The organism is Natrinema soli, from assembly GCF_028618695.1.
In genome coordinates, this window is record NZ_JAQIVI010000650.1 from 1 (window position 1) to 4,150 (window position 4,150).

A 4,150-nucleotide genomic window follows, 5' to 3' on the forward strand; every position below is an offset into this window, starting at 1 on the left:
GACGACTGGTGTAACCTCGTCGGCTCCGACGGCACCGTCGTGCTCGCCAACGCCGCCCGAAGCCGGGAGTGGTACGCGCCGCCGGTCAACGCCGTCTTCCGGGCGATCGTCGTCCTCTCGACGCCGCCGACGGCGCAGCTTCGGTACGAAACCGATCCCCACATTCGACTCGACGAAAAGATCGACGCCGCGCACGCCCGTCTCCGCGAGCGCGCGGTCGCCGTCGCGGACGAGACCCACCTTTTCGGCGTCGTCCGATTGGCGGGCGGGCGACTCGAATAGCGAACTAATCGTTGCGGACGACGGGACGATATCTCAACTCGGACTCGCCGTTTCTCACCCGAACCAACGGGACTCCGCCGTTCGGTACTCGTTCTATCTGCTAGCTGCCACCTCGAGTCCTCCGCGCTCCCGAATGCGCTGTGCCATCGCGTCGGGGATCGGACTCGGCCGCTCCGTGTCGGGATCGATGTGAACGATCGTCGTTTCGGCCGTCGCCGCGACGTCGCCGTCGACGCGGATCTCGTAGGACATGGTGCAACTCGAGTCGCCGAGCCGGGTCACCGAGAGCGCGACCGTGGGCTCGTCGCCCTTGGTGATCGGACGCTCATAGGAAATTTGGAGGTCGACGATGACGAACGAGATCTCCTCGGACTCGATCCCGGCCACGTCTTCGAGGTAGGTCGTCCGGGCGGCCTCGAGGTAGCTCGCGTAGACGGCGTGGTTGACGTGGTTCATCGGGTCGAGATCGCGGAAGCGAACGGGAACGTCGACGGTAAACTCAGCACCCATTGTACGTTGTCGGAGTCGACTGAGACAAAAGTACGCACCGATTCCACTGAGGATGTGCCGTTTCTGAGTACGAGAACAGAGTCTCGAGAGGAAGGAGTAGCCTGCTATCGTGGCACACGGGATGGCCACGCCCTCCCCAGCCGATTCACTCACGCCTCGCGGCGTTCGTTCATCCCTCGCGCAATGTCGACTCGCGGTTCGCCAGCGCTCACGGCTTCGCCGTTCGCGTTTTCGAGGCGCTCGCACCGCTCGCGCCTCGCTTGTCTCACCGCGATTCAGCACGCGCCACCGCACCGCATACCGGGCGATCCACCGGTGAGACTCACCCCTCGTACAATGGCGCGTGCTCGCTGCAGAACGCGGGCTCGCGCAACTGGGCATCGATCAGGTCCTCGTGATAGTGAGCGTTGAAGAGTCGACAGCCCTCCCGATCGCAAAAGGCCTCGCCGGTCTCGAGGTAGTGGAACGCCTGCAACGCGTACCCTTTCAGCGCGTCGGTGGTCCGCGGATCGTCCTCGATCAGGAACTCGCCGTCGACCTGGTTCTCGAGGACTTCCCGCGGCGGCGTATCGCCCGATAGCAGCGCATGGCGCTGTTTTTCCTTGTAGTATTCCTCGGGCTTGGCGGGGGCCTCGTAGAGCCCCGGAACCGAAACCAGCGCCGGCTGGCCGAGAACGGTTACGCGCTTGTGCCAGCGACCGTCGTGGTCGCCCCACGTCCCGATCGCGCGGTCGAGGATTGACACGTGGAGCGTCTCGAGCCCCCGCTCGTCCGCCGGAAGCGCGGTGTTGAGCGCGCGCTGGATCTGCACGCCGTCGTAGAGGACGCCGCCCTCCCGTTCGGGGTGCTCGAGCGCCCGTTCCTCGTAGCGAATCGTGCCGAGCATCGTGTTGCCCGTCTCGCGCTCGTACGCCGAGGGGACCCGCGCTTCGGCGAAGTGCTCCGCGAGGTCGTCATCGCGATGGACCTCGAGGAAGCGGTCGCGGACGGTCACGTCGGCGTCGATCCGACCGTCCACCCAGTCGGCGATCTCCTCGACATCCGCGACCGTCGTTGGTGCCCGATAGCAGATGACGCGTTCGACCATGCATAAACGGGTGGTACCACTCGATGAAACGTTTACGGTCGGGCGATGACCCGGCGACGGAGTGAGCCGACCGAACGGCTGTCTCTAGGGGTTCTACGAGCCAGACGGGGCCACGAGCGTCGGTATCGACCGGGCCGACGAAACGGTGAGTACAGTACGGCCGAACGGAGTGCGTCCGATACTCGAGAGTCCAGCCATCGATACCCGTGCAGTAAAAACACGCTCAGTTTACAATGCGGTACTTTACATCAAATATAGGGATGTAAATTACATTCGTTACCGTCTACTTTCGTCGCAATCAACTCGCCGATAGCCCCGGTTGTGGTATGCTCGGCCGCATCATGTCAGATGATATAAGCGGTAGCGACCGAACCGCCTCGAGCGACCGATCGATCGAAACGCGGCGCGATCGCGGATTTTGCCGGCGGGCCGTCCTCGGCAGTGTGACCGGACTGGCGGCAGCGAGCGTCGGAAGTACGGCTGTCAGTGCTCAGTCAGATTCGGCGGTCTCGAGTCCGACCGTCGAGGGCCCCATCGAGGGCGGGAGCCAGACCGGTCTGCCGCAGGGAGCCGCCGTCTTCGACGTCTCGTCGTACGGCTACGCGGAGTCGGAGTATTTCATCTCGGGGACGGCGACCCACGAGGACGATATCAGCGGCTTCGGCTGGTTCACCGACGAAGCCGAGTACACGACCCGAATGGTCGTCTACCGACCCGACGACCCGGCCGACTTCAACGGCACCGTCCTCGTCGAGTGGCTGAACGTGAGCACGCAGGTCGACGCCCCCGTCGCGTGGCCCAACGCCTACGATCACCTGCTGCGCAACGGGTACGCGGTCGCGCTCGTCTCCGCCCAGAAGGTCGGCGTGGACGACTCCTCGGAGGACATGGACCTCGTCACGTGGGACCCGGAACGGTACGGCGATCTCACGCATCCCGGCGACGAGTACGCGCTCGACATCTTCTCGCAGGCGATTCAGGCGCTACGGACGGGTGGCGAGGGCTCGTCCGACGACGGATACTGGTGGACCGACGGCAGCGACGGATCGGACTCCGGGACGGACCCGCTTGACGGGCTCGACGTCGAGACCGTGCTGGCCACTGGACAGTCCCAGTCGGGGCTGTACATGCGCAACTACCTCAACGACGCTCAAGCCGAACACGGACTCGTCGACGGCTTCCTGCCGGCCGGCAGCGGCCTGACGGACGTCCCAGACGACCTCGTTCCCGTGCTGTGGCTGAACAGCGAGGACGAGGCTATCGGACTCGATCTCGGCTTCGGAAGCATCAGCGACGGCCCTCGCGAGGACTCCGGCCTGTTCAAACTCTGGGAAGTCGCCGGTGCATCCCACGTCAACAACTGGCTGAGCGCCTGGAGCGCCGCCGTGTCCGCGCGCGACCACGGCGCGGAGCCCGCGACGTGGAACGAGACGACGGCCGGCCACTACGGCCAACAGGAAGACGGCGCGTTCGGCGAGTGCGGGCGCAACTACTTTCCGATGCGCTACGCCTACCGTGCGGCGATCGAACACCTCCGCGCGTGGGTCGAAGACGGGACGGAACCGCCGAGCGCGCCCCGACTCGAGCGGGAGGACGATACGGTCCGGACCGACGAGTACGGCAACGCGCTGGGTGGGCTGCGGTTGCCGCCGATCGACGTCCCCGTCGCGACCTACGACGCGCGCAATAGCGACTGTACGCTGACCGGACAGACGCAGCCCTTCGACGACGCGACCCTCGCCGATCTGTATCCGACCCACGACGACTACGTCGCGGAATTACAGGCCGCGGCCGACGCTGCCGTCGACCGCGGTCACCTCCTCTCGGCCGACGCCGAGGCTCTCGTCCAGCGGGCCGCGGCATCCTCAATCGGCGAGTAGGCAGGGCAAACCAAAGGGACAGTTTTCGACGGTCGGAGACTATCCCGTATCTCGAGTAAGCCGACCGAAAAAAGCGCGAGCGGGTACCGCAGCGATCAGTCGTCCGCGGGAGTCGCACGCGAGGTCAGTTCGACGGGATCGGCGTCGACCTCGAGTTCGTCCAGTGCGACCTGCGCGGCGCGCTTGCCGGAGACGAGCATGGCACCGAAGGTCGGGCCCATCCGCGGGAGGCCGTAGGTGGTCGCGGTCGCCATCCCGGTCGCGATGAGTCCATCGTGAACGAGGCCGGTGTGCTCGACGACGGCGTCCTCGGACTTGCCGACCCACATCGAGTCGTGGCCGGGGGAGTCGTGGCCGGGCGCGCCGTAGGAGTCGTCGCCGGTCTGGTCCA

General features: G+C 65.7%; 3 protein-coding genes and 2 pseudogenes. 2 read left to right on the forward strand and 3 right to left on the reverse strand.

Features of this window, described 5'->3' with window-relative positions; translation table 11 throughout:
• A pseudogene (locus PGX04_RS29195) lies at positions 1–282 on the forward strand (methyltransferase type 11); the annotation flags it as partial.
• Between the two features lie 93 nt (positions 283–375).
• Here PGX04_RS29195 and PGX04_RS29200 read toward each other — a convergent pair.
• Both PGX04_RS29200 and PGX04_RS29205 read right to left on the reverse strand, forming a co-directional pair.
• Positions 376–792 (reverse strand): acyl-CoA thioesterase, encoded by a 417-nt coding sequence (locus PGX04_RS29200; protein WP_273741698.1) that lies wholly within the window; start codon positions 790–792, stop codon positions 376–378.
• A gap of 322 nt (positions 793–1,114) precedes the next feature.
• On the reverse strand, positions 1,115–1,879 hold the full coding sequence (locus PGX04_RS29205; RefSeq protein WP_273741699.1) for a DUF7001 family protein: 765 nt from the start codon (positions 1,877–1,879) through the stop codon (positions 1,115–1,117).
• 341 nt (positions 1,880–2,220) lie between these two features.
• Here PGX04_RS29205 and PGX04_RS29210 point away from each other — a divergent pair, with 341 nt between their 5' ends.
• Positions 2,221–3,759, forward strand: coding sequence for an alpha/beta hydrolase domain-containing protein (locus PGX04_RS29210; RefSeq protein ID WP_273741700.1), 1,539 nt, complete (start codon positions 2,221–2,223; stop codon positions 3,757–3,759).
• Between the two features lie 95 nt (positions 3,760–3,854).
• Here the strand turns inward: PGX04_RS29210 and PGX04_RS29215 are convergent.
• Positions 3,855–4,150 (reverse strand): annotated as a pseudogene (locus PGX04_RS29215) (ribose 1,5-bisphosphate isomerase); the annotation flags it as partial.

What these genes read in the sequence shown, in the direction of transcription:
- PGX04_RS29205 (WP_273741699.1), bottom strand. Translation starts at nt 1,879, where the DNA reads ATGGTCGAACGCGTCATCTGCTATCGGGCACCAACGACGGTCGCGGAT.
- PGX04_RS29210 (WP_273741700.1), top strand. Translation starts at nt 2,221, where the DNA reads ATGTCAGATGATATAAGCGGTAGCGACCGAACCGCCTCGAGCGACCGA.
- PGX04_RS29200 (WP_273741698.1), bottom strand. Translation starts at nt 792, where the DNA reads ATGGGTGCTGAGTTTACCGTCGACGTTCCCGTTCGCTTCCGCGATCTC.